Source organism: Nostoc sp., assembly GCF_036917575.1.
Classification (GTDB): domain Bacteria; phylum Cyanobacteriota; class Cyanobacteriia; order Cyanobacteriales; family Nostocaceae; genus Nostoc.
Genome location: NZ_JBALDC010000050.1, coordinates 488,898 through 510,393 on the forward strand (window position 1 = coordinate 488,898; position 21,496 = coordinate 510,393).

Below are 21,496 nucleotides of genomic sequence, written 5' to 3' on the forward strand. Positions count from 1 at the left end.
CACCAAGAAATTAAATGGTTATTCAATTATTATCTCTTGATGCTCTCACCAATTGATGTACATATTTACTGCTGAGTAGAACCTGGAGGGTAAAGTCTTGTGGACAGATTGGTTTTGTGAGGAAACCCGTAGATAAAGCAATACGTTGTTTTTCTGGAGTTATAGCGACTGCCGTGTAATTTGTAGTGGTTTGTCGCTAGCGCAATACCTTCTGAACTTATACGCTATTGCTAGAAGTTAGTAGATCATCCAGCTTGCCTTGACTTTCTAAAGCGTGGATATCATCACAGCCACCAACATGATCGTCGTTGATGAAAATTTGCGGTAAAGAACGGCGTCCATTTGCTCTTTGAGCCATTTTGTTTCTGGCTGCTTCATCTCCATCAATGCTGTATTCGATAAATTCAACTCCCTTATTTTTCAGCAAACTTTTAGCACGAACGCAAAACGGGCAAGTCCTCCAAGTGTAAATTTCTACTTTTGCAGCCATGATGTCCTCAACTTGATTTAATACTTTTTAATTTTAGAGCTTTGCCACCGACTGTGGCTGCTTTATCCTTTCATAACCTAATCTACAGAAATCGTTGATGTAAGTAGGCAAAAATAAATAAAAGTAGTATTAAGTAATGTAAAAAATATTAATATTTAGTGTGTAGTGTATGCCTTTGGGGAAGCAAGCTACGCGTAGCGTCTCTACAAACCTTTGATTATTTACACAGCTTTATTTCGGCTCCAAAGTTAAGCTAACCAAATATATATTATTTTTATTTTGCATCCGACCTAACAAGCTAATAATATTTCAGGGTTATATATTTTTGATAAATACTTAAACCTTTCTTATACATGAAGCAATAATTATTGCAAATGCTTTAATTTTGGCAACTAATTATCAAGGTTAATTAAGTTATGAGTACTGAGTTACAATACCAAATTTTTCACTCAGCGCTCTTGAATCTATTGAGGTTTGTAAATAATTTGTATCTCTGCAAGGAATATTCCTTTAGACTGAGTTTCAACTGAAAAATGTGGGAATAAACACAAATGCATTCGTTAAATATATTTTGTCACGAATTTGTAGTTGCTGTTTCCTTTGTAGCTTGCATTATTGGACTGTTGTTACTGTGGAGCAGTAAGGAGCAAACAAATGAAATGGAAGAAACAGAACGGATTCTGTTTAGAATGAGCTTTAGTTACTGGCTAGTTTACTGTGTAGCTTTTGGCATAGAAAAAATAGTTTTACCCGGTTGGGAATCTGTAGTCATGACTTTGAAAATAACTACGGCTCTGTCATATTTCTTAACTTTTTCTTGTATTGTTAGTCTGCCGCTACACAAATTTGCAGTACATCGGGTTGAGGAATAATGATTGGGCATGGGGCATGATTAACATTTCATAGCGATCGCTAATGCAGTTTCTAGTTGATCCTGGGGCAAAGTTGTTAAAATAAAGACTTCTTGTACCGTTTTTCCCTGTCGGGCAATGACTTTATAGCCGCCGCGAATGGGTACTGAAACGCGCAGTTGCATTTTTGGACAGTGACCTTTTGACCGCCCAATTACTCCTGGCGTCACAGTTTGGATACCATCGTGCTGACAAAGACGTTCTAAAATGGGGATAAGACCAGAAAGGTGTGTTGAGTGATTCCAAACCAGTCTGGCGGCTTTTTGTGAAGTTGTGCGGAGAGGATCTGCGGTGGGTTTGCCCATGATAATTAAGCTGCTTCTAAAGGTGCCATTGTCAAACCTGCTCGGCGCAGCTGCTGGTGATAGAGTTCCGCTGGTTCTTGGGGCCCAACCCAGACGATCGCTTGACCTTCATAGTGTACCTGATTAGTCAGATCCCACGCGCGATCGCCACTCATCCCCGGTATATATTTCATCAAACATTCAGATACGTGTTGAAATGTATTAAAATCATCGTTTAATACAATCACTTTGTAATTCGGATAAGTCTTACGGGTGACTTGATTAGACCGTTCAGGAGCTACAGTTGGGGCTGTGGCCATCCCGTAAACATCTGCTGAAAGTGTCGTAACCATAAAATAATTGGTCAAGATAATTTTACAAAACTACACTACAAGTAATTAGTTTAGTTCATTGTCTGGGTATTGGGGACTGGGGACTGGGGACTGGGGACTGGGGACTGGGTATTGGGGACTGGGTATTGGGGACTGGGGACTGGGGACTGGGGACTGGGGATTGGGGACTGGGGATTGGGGACTGGGGACTGGGGATTGGGGACTGGGGACTGGGGACTGGGGACTGGAGATTGAGAAGTTAAGAGTTAAACACTTGTAATATTTGTAGGTTGTGTTAAGAAACGAAACTCAACATTTGCTCCCTGTTCATGTTGGGTTTCACTGCTGTACCACTAGGGGGATCTTGCTACAACCTAATCTACATTGATAGATTTTATTACAAGTAATCAGCCAAACTTGATATTAGGAGTTAGGTATTGTGTATTGGTAAGAATTCAATTTTCTATTCCTAGTCCCCAGTCCACAGTCTCTATTTCCAATTATCCCAGTTTTCGTTAAAGATAGATGTATCTGGGAAAGCAGTAGGATTGCCATTTTGTTGCAAAAGCCGTTTGAGTGCTTCTAATTGTGGCTCTTGTTTAGGTAAGTCATCAACTAGTTGGTAAGGTGCGATCGCATTTTTGAGTGCAAAACTAGCAGTTGTTCCCGCAGCTGCGCCAGATGACCATTCAAAGGAGTGTACTCGATAGGCAGCAGCAGCAATATGACTAGTAGCAATGCTTTTACCACCTACTAGCAAATTATCGATTTTCTGGGGAATCATCGCCCTTAGAGCAATTTGGAAGGGATAAGCTTGACCAGCACCACGTCTTTCGCCTGGACGTTCTGTATTCCCAGGGGCTTCTGGAGGACTATTCACCATGCAAGGATGGAAATCTATGGCGTAGTGACCAATACCCACAGCATCGGGAAAGATGGTAGAACGAGTCCGTCGCATTGCTTTATCTGGTGGAACTTTACCGTCAATTACTGATATTGCTTCTAAACCTGCAACTGCTGCTCGTAGCTGACGATACATATCTGCTGGCAGAGTCTTTGAGTAATACTCATCATTATAATCTCGGCGGGAAATATCAATTTCCCCAATACTAAAGCCTTCAGCTTGTCCCCAACTGGGGCGGCCAATGATCCGCCGTCCTTCTCGCATATAAGGATATTTTGATAAACCATGTATTGTCCCCATTGGGGAATTTAAACCGGAAACAAAGCGGTTATTGGGTTGTTGCTGCTTTACACCGTCCCCTAGTTGAGAATCTGTAGTCCCAGCTACCAACCAATAATAGAAAGATAAAGCATTTTCCTCAGCCTTGTGGAGGGCTTCTGTCCGTAGTCCTCCCATCCACCCTCCTGGCTCTAACTGTCCAGTCGCTTGTAACTGTTGGCGGTTGTAAATTAGGTTATCCTGAGCTGTTCCGGGGCGGTAATCGTTACCCCAAGTCCAGTTTTGCATTGAGATATCCCCTGGTGTAGGTGCAGTAAAACTTACACCACCGAATTTTTCTGATTTCCCTTTGTTTGGACTCCAAATGCGACGATAGGTAAAAACTAAATCAAAGTTAGCCAGTCGCTTCAACTCATAGCTAAAATATGGCGCATATTGTGGATAAAAGGCAGGCATTGTCTGCGGTTGCGGTTCCTTAGTGGCCTCCATTGTAAAGGTGTAGGTAAAGCCTTGAGGACAATAAGAATCGTTGTTAGTGCTAGAAGCAGAAGGTTCTAAGTAAGAACGCGCATCAATACCTAATCGGTAAGGAACATCAGCAAGGGCGATAATTTCTCCAGTTTCGCTAGCGTCTACGACATACCATTTAGGAGCATTCCCTTCCGTTGCTTTGGGGATGAAACGGACAATAGTTTTAGTAAACCGAGACGAGTTTTCGTAGCGATAAGCATCTTCAATGCTTTGAGATAACGTAAAAGTATTGAGAGGTGGTGCGCCTTTTGGTGGTTGATGTTGAATTGCGATCGCACTATTAATTATTTTGCCATCAGCAGCGATTTCCAAATCCTTAATTACTGTGTTGGGAAACCATTGCAATTTTCCTTGACCCTGCTTCTCTGCATCTTTAAGCATCTGGGTCAAAATAGTGTGAGCATCGCGGGGAAGAAAACACGATTCACTTACCCAGCAGTCACCGGGGTTAAGCTTACCGTATTTACGTCCAATGCGGTTTCGCAATTCCAGATAGCCGCGAGAATAGAATTTCAAAGCTCGTTGAGTTGGGCGTTCGTCTAATGCAGATGTTCCTTGAGCAGAAATTTGCCCTCCCAGCCAGTCAGTAATTTCTGTCAAACAAACTGTTCGCCCTGCTAGCAAACCCTCATAAGCTGTGGCTACACCAGAAAGTCCACCACCCACAACTAAAATCTCGCAATTTACACTTTTGTCTGGGGTTCTCGGTGGCGCGGCATTCACCTCATCAAATATAACTAAGCTAGATATTAAATTGAGACCGATCAACGATGTCAAGCTAAAAGCTACTTTGTGTCTGTGCTTCATAGTTAAAAAAAACCACTCCAAATCCTGTGTCACCTTGTAGACGTTAGCATTTAGGAAATGTCTAACTCAAGCAATTTTCCAGAGCAATAGATACCCAATACTAAGTTTTTGTTAACACTTTGACAATATAGTAGGAGGCAGGAGGCAGGAGGCAGCTATGCTGGAGGTAAAACTATTACTATTCCTAGCTTTCACTCTTTTAAAATGTCCTAACCTATGTGACTACGGCTATACATTGAAAATACGGATAAATTTATTATAAATATAAAAATAACTTCAGGAATTACGTATAATCACTATTCTTTTTCAGATCATTCTCACTTGATAAAAAGGCATTAGGCAGAATTTAATTCATATTTCCCAATGCTCCATTTCTAAGTCCGTCCAACAAGTCTAGCGACTACTGTAGCTAACTCAGCTGCTTCAATAGGTTTTGGTAAATGCAGTTGATAACCCTCTTGTATAGCTCGCATCCGATCCTCGGCCCTAGTATCAGCTATCAAAGCTGCGGCTGGAATATTTCCCCCTAGTTCTGGTGATTGCGATCGCACTTTACGGATCAAAGAATAACCATCTTCCTGGAGTATACTGATGTCGCTGACTAAAGCATCTGGTTTCCACTGTGTAATTAACTGCAATGCTTCTTTTACTGATGCTACAGCTTTAACTTCGGCTTGGTACTGTTCGAGGACTGTGGTGATGAATTCACGGCTATCGGCTTGCTCGTCTGCAACCAGCACGCGCACACCAAGTAGGGAGGGAGGCAAAGGCACAGAGGAGGGCAGAGGGGCAAAAGGACGGAGGTGGGCACTCTTGAGTAGTGGTAGTTTGACTGTAAACGTCGCTCCTTGTTCTTTACCTGGGCTATCTGCGCGGACAGTACCACCATGTAATTCTACTAAATGACGGACGATCGCTAATCCTAGTCCTAATCCACCATAAGTTCTAGTGTTAGAACTATCAGCTTGACGAAAGCGATCAAAGACGTAAGTAAGAAAATTAGGGCTGATACCAATGCCTGTATCAATTACCTGAATTTGGGCATATTTATCCGTTGTCTGTTGTTTTTCTTGTCCACTAACCACTAACAATTGCACCTCTACCCTTCCTCCAACGGGTGTAAATTTGATGGCATTGGATAGCAGATTCCAGATAATTTGTTGCAAGCGCTCGAAATCCCCGGAAACTAAATATTGAGAATTTTCGCTTAGTTTGCTGTCCTCTGAATGTTGATTGGTTTGGGATTGTGCTGGTGAAAATTCCAGATTTTCGTGATTAACTCCTAATCCCGAATCTGATGGCGTTTCTTTTGAGGGAATCAGAGAAAATCTCAAATCGATTTCCTTGGACTGGGCGGCTAAACTAACAGTCTTGATGGCTGACTCAATTATGAGAACTAAATTACAAGTACTAACATTGAGACGTAACTTGCCTCTATTCATCCGCGATATATCCAGCAAGTCTTCAATTAACTGGGTTTGCGCTTTAGCGTTGCGCTCAATTGTCTCCATTGCTCTAGCCATTTGGGTATCACTGAGCTTGCTTCGTTGCAGCAATTGCGCCCAGCCAAGGATGGCATTCAGGGGCGATCGCAATTCGTGGGACAATATTCCTAGAAACTCATCCTTCATTTGGTTGACTTCTTGCAACTGCTCAGTTTGTTGTTGCAAAGAAGCAATTAAACTAGCCCGTTCCATTGCGATCGCTATTTGGTCGCATACTGCTTGTATCATCCCTTTTTGATTGTCGGTGAAGCTCAATAAAGTGCGGCTGCCAAAAGAAAGAGTACCTAATAGCCGTCCTTGGGCGATCAATGGGTAGGCATAATAAGCAGTAAGACTTAAAGAGCGAATCAATTCTGTTTGCGGGTCAGTTGATTGCTGCACATTTTCTACAGCTATGGGATGGCGTGAGAGCGCTACACCACCACAAACCCCTTGACCAAATGTTAACCACTCAACTTTCTGTGCCATTTCCTGGGAAATGCCACTGTAAGACTCTAGCCGCATTACCTGAGAGTTATCCTCAACCAAATAGTTAAAGTAAATATCTAAACCAATTTGGTCTCTTAGTTTTTGGTAGACGCTATCGATTAGTAGTATTGGTTCCTGGCTTGATAGTAAATCGTTGGCTGTGTCAAATAGTAAATTTAGCCTTTTGTAACCTAATGAGAGCGCTTTTTCTACCCGTTTTAAGTTGCTGATTTCTTGGAACACCAAGATACAGGTAGCCGGATGACCGTGCATTGCTGGCAAGGTATCAGCAAATATCAGTAGAGAGCGGACACCATCGGGGGTGTGCCAGTCCACCTCCAATCCATTTAGGCGTTCGCCACGAGCAACCCGCACTCCTGGCATAAGTTCATTGGGGATGCGATCGCCAGCTGTATCTGTATAGTAGTAAACTGTGTGATAATCTTCGGAGGGTATACCTTTGGGAAATTCGCCCCCAGCTAATTTGTCCGCAGAGCGATTGGCAAAAGTTACCCGCGCCGTTCCTGGTTCGATAAACAGCAACGGTCTTGGCATCAGATTTAACACATCCTCCAGCCATTTTTGCTGATTTAGGAGTACTTCTTCTGCCTGTTTGCGCTCCGTAATATCTAAAAATGCACCAATGCTTCCTCTGGTTTTACCTTCTTCGTCAAACAGGGGTGCAACGTACTCTAACAGCTTGACAATTTTGCCATTTTCATGAACGACATCAAGTTCACAATCGAGAACTTCCACACCATGAGTAGCAGAGTACTGCATTGGGAGTTCTTCTGCTGACAGTTCCCTTCCCTGGCGGTAAATTTTAAAGCTTGTTGGTCTTTCCTCCAAGGAAGTACTGAGGGAGGCATTTGTATCTGACGATATCCCCAACTGCTTGCCAAAAGAAGGGTTGACCTTGATATTTTGGCATTCTGGATCTTCGGCAATGCCAATTCCAATAGGAATTACTTCCAACAAAGTTTGTAATTCAGTAATGCGGCGCTGTAAATCCCTGTTTAGCTGTAAGATTTTTTCCTGAGTCTGTTTTTGCTCGCTGATGTCGCTAGTCACAGTTGCTAAGGCAATTGGCTGACCTGTTTTGTTATCTGTAACAGTGAAGATGTTGTAATCAACTGGTATCGGTTGACCTGTTTGGAGATGCCGAAAGCAAAATTCTCCTTGCCAACGCCCTTGTAGTAGCACAGTCGGCAGTATATATTTTTGGAAATAAACTTTGTCTTTGGGCATGAAGTAATCTAATACTGCTTTTTGCTTTACTTCATTCAAGTTGGCAAACCCTACCAACTTTTGACCTGCATCATTTATGTAGAGTAATTGACCCTCAAGGGTGGCAATGCTGATAAAGTCAGAGCTATTTTCTACCAGCGATGCTAATTTTTGTTGCTCTGCTTCTGCTTGTTTGCGATCGCTTAAATCGAGGATAAAGGCTACTGACTCTTCGCGGTTTTCTCCTAGTAGTACGTAACCAACTAAAACCGGGATGCGCCTACCATCCTTGTGAATATATTCTTTCTCGTAGGGCGTACAAGTAGCGTTAGTGTTTCCTTGAGCTTCGGCAACACCTCGCTCATCCAAATATAGATACTCTGGTGGTGTGATATTGCTCCAATTTAACTTACCTGCTGACAAATCCTCCTGCGTGTAACCAATCATCCTCAATAATTCGTCGTTTGCCTGCTGGATACCACCATATACATCGCCAAACAGAATGCCGATGACGTTAGAATCTGCAAAGCTTCCCAGTTTAGCTTCGTAGGTTCTCAGTGCTTTCTGGGCAAGGTCATGTTGCTCGCTGAGGCGTTCGATAACCCTGGCACTTTGCCAAATCAAAATAGTAAAAATTACAATCACAACGATCGCAAACACCGATACTGCAAATGCGGCATCGTATTGTCCTGCCTGTTGCCCTTCAACAATTACCCATCCCAATATAAAAGGTACTGCGATCGCAGCAACTAGTAAACGACGTGCAAGTAAGCCGCCGTAACTATCACTTGTAACTACCCTCATTAATCCCTGTTCTGCCCGCACCCACAGAATACCCATACTTAGCAAGAGGAACAACATCGCTGTGTGTAACGCCATTGATGTTGTATAAGGGGCAAGTCTGTAGAGAACTTTCACTTTGTAGGCATAGCCCATCAGCGCTTGAAAGGAAATTAAAGTAGCAATCAGAGCGATAATTTGGGCATACCAATAACTGCGGTGGGTTTTTGGATGAATCAAAATCTGTAAAGCGACACTGACCAGTATAAAGTTCAATGCTGTGTTCACCCCCATTCGCCCCGGATACAATGTCGCTATACTAGTTTGCGAATCGCGGAACACCAGCTCATCAATGCCGAGATTCCAACCGAACAGATATTGACAAAGAGTGAGTGCTGCAATTGTGGTGACAGCTATTGCACAGACCTGAGAGATGAGAAGAGTAAGTACGGGCAACGGGGCTGTGGAACTGTGCGGATAATTTTGAATTATTCTTTCCCCTGTGCTCCTCTGCTCCCCTATTTCCTTGCTCCCCTGCTCTGCTTTTGAAAATAGCCACAGCGACACACCACACAACACAAAACATAGCGCTGTGTTGACTTTCATTGTGGCAGGACTATCAGGGAAGCCGCGCTTAAGAACTTCAATACCAAAACACCAGCCAACTAATACCAAGCTACCGACAAAAATAGCGATCGCACTTGCGACTCTTGCCACAAGTGTATTTGTAGAAATTTTAAATCTATCTTGCAGCCGCAAGCGGTTAATATTTAACATTGAGTGTTTTCTAACCGCATCTATCTAGCGTGGTAAAACTACGTATTTCTTACGATTTGATCATTTATGTTCTTTGTATTGTATGTTACGCCTTGATTGATTTTTCATCTACCCTTATGCATATTTTCTTTGCACAATTTAAAATAGGAAATAATCGTGGTTAGACTGGGGACTGGGGACTGGGAAAGAAGCAAGAAAGAAGAATTTTCCCCTCTGCCTCTTTTCAATGTCCAATCCCCAATCTGTCAAAAGCGCAGAGTTTGACGTTTACCATCGTCTTGGAAGCGTTGTTCTCCAACACCAACAAGTTCTACAATTACTTGACGCAGTGGAGGTGTCCATTCGCCAACTCTTGCTGCAATTTCCACCACTGTTTGATTAGACTCAGTGAATACGCTGATATTTGTTATGGAAAAGTTTTTGTCTTGATACTTGTTTGTCTGTCCATCATCTTCAAATAACTGATATTCGTTGTTACCAGGCCAAATCCGTAATCGGATCTCGTCAAGTGGGGCTTGAGCAACGTATTGGCTGATAGGTTGCATAGGGATGATCGCGCCGCTACGGACATACAGTGGCATTCTTTCTAGTGGTGCATGAGCAAGAATGTGAGTCGGACCTTCATAGCGATCGCCACTCCACCAATCATACCAAGTGCCAACGGGTAAGTAGACAGCTCGATGCTCAACTCCAGGGCGGTAAATTGGTGCAGCCATCAGCGATGCACCTAGCAATACTTGATCGTAGAGGCTATAGGTTTTCGGATCGTTAGGGAAATGGTACAATAATGGTCTTAAAATCGGTGCGCCCGTTGTTGCGGCTTCCCAGAAAAGACTGTAAATATAGGGAAGTAGTTGGTAACGTAGATTAATGTATTCTCGACAGATATTTTCAACGCGATCGCCAAATACCCAAGGTTCATGACGAGCAGTAGACATTGCCGAGTGACCGCGCATCAATGGGTAAAGCATTCCTACTTGCATCCACCGAGCGAATAATTCAGCAGTGGCGTTACCAGCAAACCCGCCAATATCGCAACCCACAAACCCCACACCTGAAAGTCCCATGTTGCAAAGCATCGGCAGAGACATTTCTAAATGCTCCCACAACGATTGGTTATCTCCCATCCACACAGAAGACCAGCGTTGCACACCAGCATAACCCGATCGCGTTAACACAAAAGATCGCTGTGAATTTCGATGCCGTTCCAACCCTTCATAGGAAGCTTTAGCCATCATCAACCCATACAAGTTATGCACTTCTAGATGAGTGGACGTAGGTAAATTTTCCTCTGCCCCTCTGCTCCCCTGCCCCTCTGCTCCCTTGCCTCCCTGCGGCGCATCTAGGGGAAACCAAATTTTTTCACCTTCATCGCCGAAAGGGCGATCGTTTATGGCGGGTTCATTCATATCATTCCAAATACCTGCCACACCAACATCAGTTAAGCTTTTGTGTAAATCAGCCCACCAGTTACTCACATCAGGACGTAAAAAATCAGGAAAAACAGCTTTCTCAGGCCAAACGTAGCCGTGGAACAATGTACCATCAGCTTTACGCACAAAATAGTCGTTTTCTATGCCTTGATCAAAAACGTGATAATTACCTTCTGGTTCATACTTCACACCAGGATCGATAATTGTAACAGTTTTAAAACCATCCTCTGCTAAATCACTAATGAGTTTTGCCGCGTTGGCAAAGCGTTGAGGACTCCAAGTAAACACTCGAAAGCCCCGCATATAGTCAATATCCAAGTGAATAACATCGCAGGGAATGCGGCGTTGGCGAAATTCCTTTGCTAGTTCCCGCACAACCGTTTCTGATTCGTAACTCCAACGGCATTGATGATAACCTAGTGCCCATTTCGGCGGTAATGGCATTCTCCCAGTTAGTTGAGTATAAGTCTCCAGGATTTGGGCTGGTTCGGGGCCATAGATAATGTAATAATCCAATTCACCGCCACGAGTTTCCATCTTCCAAATACCTGGTTGTTCAGCACCGATATCGAACTGACTCCAAAAAGTGGTATTGAAAAAGATGCCATAGCTTACCTCTGGACGCAAAGCCATAAAAAATGGAATTGCTTGGTACATTTCATCAGTCAGTGCATCATAATCTAAGGAATCCGTTGTCCAGTTGGTTTTTACTTCGCTGAGTTTATCCAGAAAACCTGTGCGTTCACCAAAGCCATAGAAATGCTCATCGGCTGCAATTTCTTTCCACCCTGCAACTGCACCCATCCGCCAACCTATACCCATTTCTGCATCTTGAGCAAAGGGACGATTAGCTTTGTCAAAACAGGCGATGCGACATTTTTCCCGCTGGACGCATATACGAATCTGTTCTGTTTCAATTTCTATCGTTGCTTCAGTTTCTTGCACCGTAAAAGGTATTATTGCCCATTCTGCATCATCCAGCGTCACTGCCCAAGAGCGGCGAGGCATAAATTCCCCAGTCGGTGCGAAACGCACACGAATTAAATTCGGAGTAAGTACGCTGATGGTCAGGCGTGAGTCGCCACAGTCAAAATTAATAATATTATTGTCCCAGGTTACAGCTTTTACATTGCCGATGCTTGTCCAAGGTTGATTAGTTGTAGGTAGTTTTCCGAAATATTGCGGCATATCAGTTATTCAGCAGGTTAATACTTGTCCGCATTTCATGATTACAGAGATACTTAGTCTCAAACTCTTTCTTTCGCTATAAGTTGGGTGAAAGATTAGCAGATATTTTTTAGCAAGAGTGGTTTTCTGTAATGCACAAGCTTGTATCGTTACTACAGTAAAGACCAATACGCTTGGATTAGGGAAATTTATCTGTTGAGGCAGGGGAAGCAAGACTAACGAGAGGCTACAAATTTATGATTAACTGTACTAAGTAATTATGGTTGTAGGAGCTAATAATATTATGAGATTTTTCAACTTTGGTTATATCAGCCTCCCACTAATAAGCTTTGTATTACTAGGGTGGATAGCCCCAAGAGCTGATGCAGCACTTTTAGTGGGGAGTTATTATAAGAACTCCATTCTGCGCTACGACGAAAAAACGGGAGAATTCATTGATGACTTTGTTCCTTCAGGTAGTGGCGGACTACAGGGAACAACTGGTTTAACTATTGGGCCCGATAAAAATCTCTATGTTAGTAGTATTTTGAGCGGTAGCGTCAAACGTTACGACGGAAAAACAGGGAATTTCATTAGTAGCTTCGTTCCTTCAAACAGTGGTGGACTAGATTCACCTGAAGACTTGGTTTTTGGACCTGACAGCAATCTCTACGTTACCAGTATTAACAGCAGCACTAGTAATAGTGTTCTACGCTACAATGGGCAAACCGGAGCTTTTATGAATGCCTTTGTCCCCTCAGGTAGCGGCGGACTCAGTGCACCTTTTGGTCTGAGCTTTGGTTCAGACGGGAACCTCTACGTCAGTAGTGTTCTTACTGATAGTATTTTAAGGTACAATGGGCAAACCGGAGCTTTTATCGACACTTTTGCAATAGAGGAAAAAGGATCGGAACCTGGTGGCTTGACTTTTGGCCCAGACGGCAATCTCTACGTTACTAACTTTAAGGCTAACAATATTTCGCGCTTTAACGGTAAGACAGGAGCCTTTATCGATACTTTTGTCGCAGCTGGCAGTGGTGGACTCAACGATCCTATCAAGGCCATTTTCGGTTCCGACGGCAACCTCTACGTTAATGGTTTAAATAGTAACAATGTATTGCGTTACGACGGCAAGACAGGAGCTTTTATTGACACCTTTATCCCTGCTGGTAGAGGTGGGTTGAATGGGGCTGGCTTTTTAGCTTTCACTGAAGACAACACTGTTGTTCCTGAACCTAGAATGGATCTAGCTGTGTTGGCGGTTGGTGTTGTGCTAGGAGCAGGCAAGGTAGTTAGCCGTAAGCAGAAAGCCACATCATAAAAATCCAGGAATTAAGCTTTTTCCTTAATCAATCCATCATTGCTTATAGCAATTCTCTATGAAAATTATAAGTTGTCAAAAAGGAGATTAACAAAAAAGACAAGTTATATCATGTCCGGTTAATTAGTTATAATTCCCGTAATCTATGCAGAAACCAGAAAACCCTCTTTCCCCCTGCCCCCTGCTAAGAACTGCGGTCTTAATGATAAGTCTTTAATCGGACACGATATTACTCTGTATCCTGCGGCTGCTCGTCTAATGACTTTAATGCATCTAGACTGCAACGCAAACGCGGCTGATCAGGATCAGTCAAATCTAGCTTATCCCAAGGTACTGTATGACCACCGTAGATTTTGTGTGCCCCCAATAGATGCAAAATTCTTAACCCAATTGTCCAAGCTGATAGCCGTTCTAATACCGCAGCGTAACCGATAAGATATTCCTTAATAATCCATTCTTCGCCTTGTTGTTCGGCGCGTACTTCCTCAATGCGTCCGATGGCTTTGCCAGTTGAGTCTAATACTGATTTACCTAGCAGTAATTCTAAATGAATTTCACCAGTTGCCATTATCTGCCTCCTGGAATTCGGGCGATGATGCGATCGCGCAGCCATTTTTCATAACCTAAAGCTGGTGTTGCTTCAGCTTCAACATCGACTTCGACATCAATACCAATATCTCGCACTTTTGACCAGGGAATCCGAAATGGTTCACTTTGTTTAGCGCCCCATTTACTTGCAATTGCTGCTACCAAAGATGCCAAGCGGGGATTTAGCCGTTTGGCAAGGGTTGTTACTCCTACTTCTATATAAGCAAGTCGCGGTGGTTGGCGTAGGCTTTGCCCGCCGAAGGCATCGTGTAACTCTATGACTACGCCATCAACTTTACCCATTTTGCGTTGATTGCGGTCAACTAATTGGTTATCCAGGACATCTCTAATAACATCCATTTCCTATCCTCCAATAATTTCCAGTGGAATAGCAACGATCGCGAGCACAAATGTCAGCGCCATTGTAAAAATGACAACACCGTTACTAATCCAGCCGTTGCGATACTTACCAACGTATAATTCATCGTTCATCAAAATCAAAAAAGGTATAATCACAGGCGGCAAAATCACTGCTGTAATTGCCATTGAAAACAAAGTCAATTGCAATGGATCGATCCCAAATACCATCAGTAATGAGGCGAGAAAGACAAACACGGTGTAGACTAAACTAAAGCGTGCAGCATCTTTTGGTTTCAAATTTTCGCCCCAATTCCAACCAAAAGCTTGAGCCATAATATACGCTGTATCAAGGCTTACCTCCAGTGCTGCACCAAAGCAAGCAATCCCTTGGAATAATATAAAAGTTGAACCCAAATCGTTCTCGCACCGCCGCAGCTAATGTATGTTTGCTAACTGCTGCTAAACGTCCAGACATTTCCACCAGAAAGATTACACAAATTGTCCCTAAGACAAACGCCCAGATTAATTGAAAGCTATAAGTAGATCCAGCTTCCGCAGCAGTTGCGATCGCACCTACATCTAAAAAGCCGCCGATACTGGTAATAAACCCAAGGGCGATTTCCAAAATTTTATTCATTGGTTTGCCCTGCTACTTTTCTTCAGCTTATTTAGCGATCGCTTTTCTACTGCTAATTATCTAAGTTTTTGAGGGAGTTTGTTAACAACAATGACAGCTATACATTCCTACTCCCAAGTGGAAACATCTCGGAGCCAATTAGGAATTTCTCCTTGAGATAAGGGAAACTCTAGCAAGGTTTCTCTAATACCTAAATATCCAGATTCTGCAAACGATAAAAGCATTCGCGAAAGTGCTAGCCAAACCTCCGGTTCGTATTCCCAATCACGATAACGCGAAGCTCGACCAGCAATTGAACGTAACGCCCAAAAATAAGAGTTTCTCACCACCGAACCACCCTTCTTAAATTCTGGTAAATCTTCGTGGTGGATAAAAAGTATTTTGTTTTCAATTTTGGCTCTCATAGGAATTTTAAATTTCAGATTTGAGATTAAAAGTAAATTTTAAGTAGGTTGATTATTGCTTTAGCTTAACGCACTATGTTGTACGGCGATATGTCATCATATTTACCAAAAAAATGCTGTAAAACCTAACATCCTACCCTCGTAGGATGTTAGGTTTTACCAATTATGTAAAAAGACACAAGAATGTAGAGACTTTGCAATGATAAAATCTCTACATTCAATACCTAAAAATTGGCGCTTAAACCCACACGAAAAGTAAATCCAGGGCTATATATGCGATTAACTCGCTCATATTGCTCACCGAGTAGATTTTCTAAGTAAACTGTCAGCCCTAAATTGCTAGTTAAAGGTATACGTCCGCTCAAATCTAAATTCACAAAAGACGGTGCAAAATCTGTAGGCTTGTCACCAGGGTTAGCGAAGATGGATCTGCGAGCGCCACTATTGTAGGTAACATACAAATTAGCTTGCCAACCTGAATTTTGATAACCCACACCAGTTTGAAGTACAGAATAGGGAATCAAACCTAATTGTAAACCTTTCTCTGTCCCTGTTTTTATTTGGGAATCTGTATAAGTATAGTTGAGGAAAGTTGACCAGCCAGCCGCAATTTTTAATTGCAATGCAGCTTCTAAACCATTGGTATCTACTAATCCAATGTTTGCCCATTTTCCAGCGATAACTCCCAAGCGATCGCTTATACTACTACCAAAGTAAGTAAACTGTCCAATCAGATTTTGAGAGAAATTAACATCTACTCCCGCAGTCCAAGTTGAGCCAATTTCTGGGCTTAAATCAGGATTAGGTTGCCAACCATGAACTGTATCATAAACATACAACTGATCTAACCCAGGATTGCGTTGTCCCCCAGCCCAACTTCCACGCACTGCTACAATTGGTGTGACGGCATAACGTAAACCAACACTAGGGTTAAAATAATTTCCAAACTGACTATCAAAGCTTTGCCTTAGTCCTAAATCTATCAGAAAACTATCGCTAATATTCCAAGTATTGACAGCGAATAAAGCTGCATTAAATAAACTCCTGTTTTCAGTTTCGTTATTGGCAATACTACTAGGATTTGTACTCAAAACATCACCAGTTAAATCAGTATTTTTTAAATCTAATCCCCAGCGCAACTTATTATTGGCTGTAATTTTCCACTCATGATCTACCCTAGCTGTAAGTTGTTGTGTATCTAAAGCGCCTGTACGGTAAAATGATCCTGTAGGGCCGTAAGTACTGAAATAATCTTGGTTATAACCAATTGAGGTTGTAATATTAGAGTTTTCGCCATTACCTAACCGAGTTTTCCAAGATAAGCCAACGTTCAAACCATCGTGGTCTAATCTATCTCTTTGGAGAGGAAACCCAAAATAAATTAAGCCGCGACGACTGCTGAGTTTAGTAACATCTAAATTCAAATAATTTTTTTGATCTAAATCTAGTCCAATGCTACCAAAGTAAGTACTTGTCGCTGTATCTGCATTTGATAAAAATCCTTTCTCATCACGATTTGCTGCACCTACAGGAACGGGATAACGGTTATCTGTAAAGAATCTTTCAAAACTAAAGTTGTACTTGACTTTATCAGATGAACCACTATAGCTCACTTGTTGATTATTTAAATTCAATGAGCCAAATTCTGCACTACCACTTAATCTAGGTTTGCCATAACCTTCTTTAGTAATAATATTCACAACTCCCCCAAAGGCTGAGGAACCATATAAAGCGGAGGCTGTACCGCTATATAGTTCTACTCGTTCAATCGCCTCTACAGGAATACTATTTAAATCAGTTCCACCATGATAAGTGTTGACATTATTATTAATTGGTCTGCCATTAATTAAAAATACAGACTGATTAATTGAGGCTCCCCGATAGTATGTACCTGTGTGAGTATCTGCACCATGACCGACATCATTGATTGCAAAACCAGGCATTCTTTTCAAAATATCAGCTAAACTGGTAGCGCCCTGTTTTTGAATTTCTTCTTTATCTATGACGTAAGTTGGAGTAGATTGAGGTAGATTATCTGGTTCTGCGATCGTTTCTATAGTAATGTCTGCATCATCACTCGGAGTTTGTTCTGTTTCTGGCTGAGTTTTTTCGGAATTAACTTCAATCGGTACAGATTGTTGAGATAATAATTCAGCATTAGTGACAGGTAGCTCAATTTCACTCAAACTCGGAATATCTAAAATGACTTCGGTTGATTTATTAGTATTTATCTGCTCAATTTCACTTTCAATCGCATAACTAGGAGACGCTATCAGTAAACTCGGTAAAGCAACTGTTAGCAACAAAAAATCATTTTTCACGTTCTTTTTCACACCAAGTAAAAACAGTCACCACGTAGCATTGTTGCTGTAATAGTAAAATCGTGTCAAAAGACACGCCGTCATATTTCCACAGTTCAGATGAAACTATTTGTCAATTCACTATGTGTTAAACTGTTAAAGCAAATACATTTGAAGAACGCAGAAGGAAATTCGATACCTGGATGATTTGGAGCCATGTAAAGAGCCGTGCCTTGCGGTGAAGATGACACAACAGTAAGGATTTTTAAACCTTGCTTTTTAGCTCCTATAGACATCGCTTTACCGAAGCAAATCGCGCTATGCGTTACACTTAAAGCGGTTTTAATCAGCCTGTTGTCATTTACATTAATTTTTCCAACTTAAGGAATAGAAATTTTTATTACTAATGATAGAGTAAATAATATTATTTAGAAGTTAAATTGTAATGTTAGTAATTTTAATGAATAGTTAGTAATAATAGATTTTAACTAATTATTCAAACAGGTCGAAGTCAATAATATTTGTCGAAAAACTAATTATTCAAGATTTACTTATGTATGTAAATTTATGGCCAGGGAGTGTATATCCTTTAGGTGCAACTTGGGATGGGAAAGGGACAAACTTTGCTTTATTTTCGGAAAATGCTACAGGGGTAGAGCTTTGTTTATTTGATAATGATGACGAAGAAATCCGTGTGCCTTTGACAGAAAAAAACAATTTTGTTTGGCATGGTTACTTACCAGGAGTTGCTCCAGGTCAAAAGTATGGGTTTAGAGTGCATGGAATGTGGGCACCGGAAGTTGGTCATCGATTTAATCCAAACAAACTATTAATTGACCCCTATACTAAGGCAATTGACGGTGAATTTAGTAACGATCCTTCTCTCTTTGGTTACTCTCTAGATGCTGAGGATAGAGACTTAGTTTTTTCTGAATTAGATAATGCCAAAATAATGCCCAAGTGTGTTGTGGTCGATCAATCTTTTGATTGGGATGGCGATAAACTGCTTGCTACACCTTGGTATAAAACTGTTATTTATGAAACTCACGTCAAAGGTTTTACTAAACTACACCCAGCTATTCCAGAAGAGTTGCGCGGCACTTATGCTGGTTTGGCGCATCCTGCTGCAATTCAACACTTACTGCAATTAGGAATTACAGCAGTTGAGTTGATGCCAGTACATCACTTTCTATCTCAGCCGGGACATTTAGAAGGAAAAGGATTAAGCAATTACTGGGGCTACGATTCCATCAATTATTTTGCTCCTTTTTCTAGTTACAGTGCTAGTGGAACTGGGGGAGAACAAGTCACCGAATTCAAGCAAATGGTCAAGGCACTACATTTTGCCGGAATTGAAGTGATATTAGATGTAGTTTACAACCATACTGGCGAAGGAAATCATTTCGGGCCAACGCTATCTTTGCGAGGTATTGATAATTCTGTATATTACCGTTTGGAAAAGGATGACCCTCGCTACTACACGGACTTTACAGGCTGCGGTAACTCTCTGAATGTGCGTCATGCTCAAGTTCTGAAGTTAATCATGGATAGCCTGCGCTATTGGGTAATAGAAATGCATGTAGATGGCTTCCGCTTTGATTTGGCCTCGGCACTGGCGCGGGAATTATATGAAGTAGATAACCTATCAGCTTTCTTTGATATTATTCATCAAGACCCAATCTTGGCAGACGTGAAGCTGATTGCTGAACCTTGGGACTTAGGAGAAGGTGGCTATCAAGTCGGGAATTTTCCACTGCGTTGGTCTGAGTGGAATGGTAGATATCGGGATACAGTTAGAGATTTTTGGCGTGGTGCAGATGATAGTTTAGGACAATTTGCTTATTGTTTCACAGGTAGTCCTGACCTCTATCAAACAAATGGGCGCAACCCAAATGCAAGTATTAATTTCATAACTGCTCATGATGGTTTCACGTTGAATGATTTGGTCAGCTACAACGAAAAGCATAACGAGGCAAACGGGGAAGACAGTAGAGATGGTGAAAGCCATAATAGATCCTGGAATTGTGGTGCAGAAGGTGAAACCGACGATCCAGAAGTAATACGTTTGCGCGAACGGCAACGACGAAACTTTTTAGCAACCCTAATGCTATCTCAAGGTGTCCCAATGCTATTAGAGGGGGATGAAATTGGCTGTAGTCAAAAGGGAAATAATAATGTCTACTGCCAAGACAATGAAATTTCCTGGCGACATTGGGATTTGCATAAAGCGAACGCAGATTTATTAGACTTTACACGTGAACTAATCAATTTTCGCCATCAGCATCCAGTATTCCGACGACGTAAGTGGTTTCAAGGTCGCCCCATTTACGGTTTAGGTATTAATGATATTGCTTGGTTTAATTCTGATGGCAGTGAAATGACTGAGAAGCAGTGGCTTATCAGCTATGCCAAAGTAATGGAGATTTTTTTTAATGGGCAGGGAATTGCTACTCCAGGGGATCGTGGTGAGCGGATTATTGATGAAAGTTTTCTACTGTTTTTTAACGCTCACTACGAGTTAATTGATTTTGCTTTACCCGATGACTTTAAAGACAACGTATGGGAGATAGTAATTGACACTAATGAACCTCGCTTTTTAGATCGGGGAAAATTAGTTTCAAACTCTCAAACTGTACCAGTTACAGATCGCTCTCTAATGGTGTTACGCCTAATTAGTTAGCAGTATGAGGAGAAAAAGATGCTCATCTATATATAAAAATATCTTTTTTCTATATAGATGATAAAATGCTTTAACGATTTTTTATTGTAACTCTAATTAGAAAACGCAGAGCTTCGTTTACTGCTTCCGAATTGGGAAACATTTCTGCAACATCAGGCTCTAAAAAAATTGTAAATTTTTCAATATTATTAAAATTATATTCACTATTTATTATATTAGTTTCTGCCAAACCCTGATTTGATTGAGGTTTATTCTGAATTATCGTTGTTTGGGAAGATGCAGCATTTAATTTATTAGCTAATGATTCCCAACTAGTAACTTTCAGATTAAAGTAAGCCTTTGCATCCCGTAATGTTTTAAACTGTTGCTTTAGAATATCAACAGTGTAAATATGCTTTTGATATACCTGTTTCTCTACATTTAGGTCTGACTCAACCATATCAACTACTTCATTAATAAGTCGGTCATGATTTTCGGCAATTTGAGCAGCAGCCCCTAAAATCCGAGAAGTTGCTTGTATCTGTACATCAGTCTCTTGTTTAAGGCGATCGGCAATACTGCGAATTTGATCTCCCAGCCTCGCTTTACCTTGTTTTTGCGTGGTTGGTAGTGATTTTTTGTTCATGGATATGCTTGTTTATTCAGAAAGTATGTCTTTAATTGCCAGCCAGATGCGTTTAAATTTTTGTACCAACCCCATTGGATTGTTAGTTGTTTCTTCTTCCACTGAATCAACTAGAGATTGAATTCTATCCATACGCTCTGCTACAAGGTAAAGACTGTTTACTGCTTCATCCTTACTTGCTAAAGAGTCACGCAATAGCACAACCATCTGGGCAATTTCTCGTTTCAGTTTTTCATTCTCGGCTTTCCGGCGAGTTTCCCATCCCTTAATACTAGCTTTGGAACGACGCTCATGTTTTAGTTCTGCTTTAACCTCATTGTATAAAGTCAAATACATTTCTCGTTCAGAGTTGGCTGCATCATATTTGGTAAGCAATTCAGTTGCTCTAGCTTTTTCTTCATTGTAGAGACAGAGTATTTGTTGATGACTTTGTTGCTCATCAATATAGAAGCGATAATTTTGAGTGACTTGTTCTTTTAGCTCATTAGCTTCGAGTTGGCAAGTTTGAATCTCTCGCTGGTGAACATGAACTAGCTGGGATATTTTTGCTTTCTCTTCGTTGTAAAAGTAGAGCGTCTTTTGATGATTCTCTTGCTCATCAATATAGAAGCGATAATTTTGAGTGACTTGTTCTTTTAGCTCATTAGCTTCGAGTTGGCAAGTTTGAATCTCTCGCTGGTGAACAT

18 protein-coding genes are annotated in these 21,496 nt (G+C 41.5%); 4 read left to right on the plus strand and 14 right to left on the minus strand.

The features are described from left to right. Nucleotides 1-217: 217 nt before the first annotated feature. The gene (grxC, locus tag V7K79_RS15460; RefSeq protein ID WP_335048873.1) at nucleotides 218-490 is read right to left on the minus strand and encodes a glutaredoxin 3; all 273 of its coding nucleotides are present in this window, start codon (nucleotides 488-490) and stop codon (nucleotides 218-220) included. Nucleotides 491-1,041: 551 nt separating this feature from the next. Here grxC and V7K79_RS15465 point away from each other — a divergent pair. Then, nucleotides 1,042-1,362, plus strand: coding sequence for a hypothetical protein (locus V7K79_RS15465; RefSeq protein WP_335048874.1), 321 nt, complete (start codon nucleotides 1,042-1,044; stop codon nucleotides 1,360-1,362). A gap of 20 nt (nucleotides 1,363-1,382) precedes the next feature. Here the strand turns inward: V7K79_RS15465 and V7K79_RS15470 are convergent, their stop codons facing one another. Both V7K79_RS15470 and clpS read right to left on the minus strand, forming a co-directional pair. Then, on the minus strand, nucleotides 1,383-1,706 hold the full coding sequence (locus tag V7K79_RS15470) for a DUF2103 domain-containing protein (protein WP_335048875.1): 324 nt from the start codon (nucleotides 1,704-1,706) through the stop codon (nucleotides 1,383-1,385). 5 nt (nucleotides 1,707-1,711) lie between these two features. Continuing rightward, nucleotides 1,712-2,038, minus strand: a complete 327-nt coding sequence (gene clpS / locus V7K79_RS15475) for an ATP-dependent Clp protease adapter ClpS (RefSeq protein ID WP_335048876.1) — start codon at nucleotides 2,036-2,038, stop codon at nucleotides 1,712-1,714. Between the two features lie 58 nt (nucleotides 2,039-2,096). Between clpS and V7K79_RS15480 the strand changes: the two genes are divergently transcribed. Further along, entirely contained in the window at nucleotides 2,097-2,297 is a 201-nt protein-coding gene (locus V7K79_RS15480; protein WP_335048877.1) for a hypothetical protein, read from the plus strand. Nucleotides 2,298-2,507: 210 nt separating this feature from the next. On the opposite strand, the gene V7K79_RS15485 is transcribed toward V7K79_RS15480, so the two are convergent. The 3 genes from V7K79_RS15485 to V7K79_RS15495 form a co-directional block, all read right to left on the minus strand. Continuing rightward, nucleotides 2,508-4,538: an FAD-dependent oxidoreductase gene (locus tag V7K79_RS15485; protein ID WP_335048878.1), complete on the minus strand. Its 2,031-nt coding sequence runs from the start codon at nucleotides 4,536-4,538 to the stop codon at nucleotides 2,508-2,510. 374 nt (nucleotides 4,539-4,912) lie between these two features. Further along, nucleotides 4,913-9,295 (minus strand): PAS domain S-box protein, encoded by a 4,383-nt coding sequence (locus V7K79_RS15490; RefSeq protein WP_335048879.1) that lies wholly within the window; start codon nucleotides 9,293-9,295, stop codon nucleotides 4,913-4,915. A gap of 245 nt (nucleotides 9,296-9,540) precedes the next feature. Further along, the gene (locus tag V7K79_RS15495; protein WP_335048880.1) at nucleotides 9,541-11,916 is read right to left on the minus strand and encodes a glycoside hydrolase family 31 protein; all 2,376 of its coding nucleotides are present in this window, start codon (nucleotides 11,914-11,916) and stop codon (nucleotides 9,541-9,543) included. A gap of 283 nt (nucleotides 11,917-12,199) precedes the next feature. On the opposite strand from V7K79_RS15495, the gene V7K79_RS15500 reads away from it, so the two are divergent. Continuing rightward, nucleotides 12,200-13,216 carry a Vgb family protein gene (locus V7K79_RS15500; RefSeq protein WP_335048881.1) on the plus strand — a complete coding sequence of 339 codons (1,017 nt, stop codon included), beginning with the start codon at nucleotides 12,200-12,202 and terminating at the stop codon, nucleotides 13,214-13,216. A gap of 229 nt (nucleotides 13,217-13,445) precedes the next feature. On the opposite strand, the gene V7K79_RS15505 is transcribed toward V7K79_RS15500, so the two are convergent. The 6 genes from V7K79_RS15505 to V7K79_RS15530 form a co-directional block, all read right to left on the minus strand. After that, nucleotides 13,446-13,784, minus strand: a complete 339-nt coding sequence (locus V7K79_RS15505) for a hypothetical protein (RefSeq protein ID WP_335048882.1) — start codon at nucleotides 13,782-13,784, stop codon at nucleotides 13,446-13,448. Next, nucleotides 13,784-14,164: a hypothetical protein gene (locus tag V7K79_RS15510; RefSeq protein WP_335048883.1), complete on the minus strand. Its 381-nt coding sequence runs from the start codon at nucleotides 14,162-14,164 to the stop codon at nucleotides 13,784-13,786. The genes V7K79_RS15505 and V7K79_RS15510 overlap by 1 nt, the downstream gene beginning before the upstream one ends. Nucleotides 14,165-14,167: 3 nt before the next feature. Next, nucleotides 14,168-14,497 (minus strand): divalent metal cation transporter, encoded by a 330-nt coding sequence (locus V7K79_RS15515; protein ID WP_335048884.1) that lies wholly within the window; start codon nucleotides 14,495-14,497, stop codon nucleotides 14,168-14,170. Nucleotides 14,498-14,510: 13 nt separating this feature from the next. Further along, complete coding sequence (locus tag V7K79_RS15520) at nucleotides 14,511-14,801, minus strand: divalent metal cation transporter (RefSeq protein ID WP_335048885.1); 291 nt, start codon at nucleotides 14,799-14,801, stop codon at nucleotides 14,511-14,513. Nucleotides 14,802-14,908: 107 nt separating this feature from the next. Then, nucleotides 14,909-15,205 carry a hypothetical protein gene (locus tag V7K79_RS15525; RefSeq protein WP_335048886.1) on the minus strand — a complete coding sequence of 99 codons (297 nt, stop codon included), beginning with the start codon at nucleotides 15,203-15,205 and terminating at the stop codon, nucleotides 14,909-14,911. A 224-nt stretch (nucleotides 15,206-15,429) separates the two neighbouring features. Then, nucleotides 15,430-17,526 (minus strand): TonB-dependent receptor plug domain-containing protein, encoded by a 2,097-nt coding sequence (locus V7K79_RS15530; RefSeq protein ID WP_335048887.1) that lies wholly within the window; start codon nucleotides 17,524-17,526, stop codon nucleotides 15,430-15,432. Nucleotides 17,527-18,058: 532 nt separating this feature from the next. Between V7K79_RS15530 and glgX the strand changes: the two genes are divergently transcribed. Further along, a complete protein-coding gene (gene glgX, locus V7K79_RS15535; protein WP_335048888.1) occupies nucleotides 18,059-20,185 on the plus strand; it encodes a glycogen debranching protein GlgX in 2,127 nt (708 codons plus the stop codon). A 70-nt stretch (nucleotides 20,186-20,255) separates the two neighbouring features. Here the strand turns inward: glgX and V7K79_RS15540 are convergent, their stop codons facing one another. Together V7K79_RS15540 and V7K79_RS15545 are read right to left on the minus strand one after the other, a co-directional pair. Further along, complete coding sequence (locus V7K79_RS15540; RefSeq protein ID WP_335048889.1) at nucleotides 20,256-20,810, minus strand: hypothetical protein; 555 nt, start codon at nucleotides 20,808-20,810, stop codon at nucleotides 20,256-20,258. Between the two features lie 12 nt (nucleotides 20,811-20,822). After that, the coding region (locus tag V7K79_RS15545; RefSeq protein ID WP_442938940.1) for a hypothetical protein at nucleotides 20,823-21,496 on the minus strand (674 nt) is incomplete at its 5' end.